Raw genomic sequence first — 488 nt, 5'->3', positions numbered from 1 at the left:
TAGGAGATGGTCCTCCCAGATTCCGACGGAATTTCACGTGCTCCGTCGTACTCAGGATCCACTCAAGAGAGAATAAACTTTCGACTACAGGATTATTACCTTCTATGATTCATCTTTCCAAATGATTCGTCTAATTTATTCCTTTGTAACTCCGTATAGAGTGTCCTACAACCCCAACAAGCAAGCTCGTTGGTTTGGGCTGTTCCCGTTTCGCTCGCCGCTACTCAGGGAATCGATTTTTCTTTCTCTTCCTGCGGGTACTAAGATGTTTCAGTTCTCCGCGTCTGCCTTCAGATATGCTATGTATTCACATATCGATAACACGACATAACTCGTGCTGGGTTTCCCCATTCGGAAATCTCTGGATCAAAGCTTACTTACAGCTCCCCAAAGCATATCGTCGTTAGTAACGTCCTTCATCGGCTTCTAGTGCCAAGGCATCCACCGTGCGCCCTTAATAACTTAATCTTTTTGTTTTCCAATACAAC

The 488-nt window shown here is 44.7% G+C and carries 1 rRNA gene; it reads right to left on the bottom strand.

Annotation, left to right across the window (positions count from 1 at the left end):
- Window positions 1–468 (bottom strand): 23S ribosomal RNA (locus SH09_RS12965); the annotation flags it as partial.
- Window positions 469–488: the final 20 nt, after the last annotated feature.

Origin of the sequence: Staphylococcus gallinarum (genome assembly GCF_000875895.1) — a bacterium.
GTDB classification, from domain to species: domain Bacteria; phylum Bacillota; class Bacilli; order Staphylococcales; family Staphylococcaceae; genus Staphylococcus; species Staphylococcus gallinarum.
Note: the sequence above shows the minus strand (reverse complement) of the source record. Positions and strands in the feature narration are given on the sequence as shown.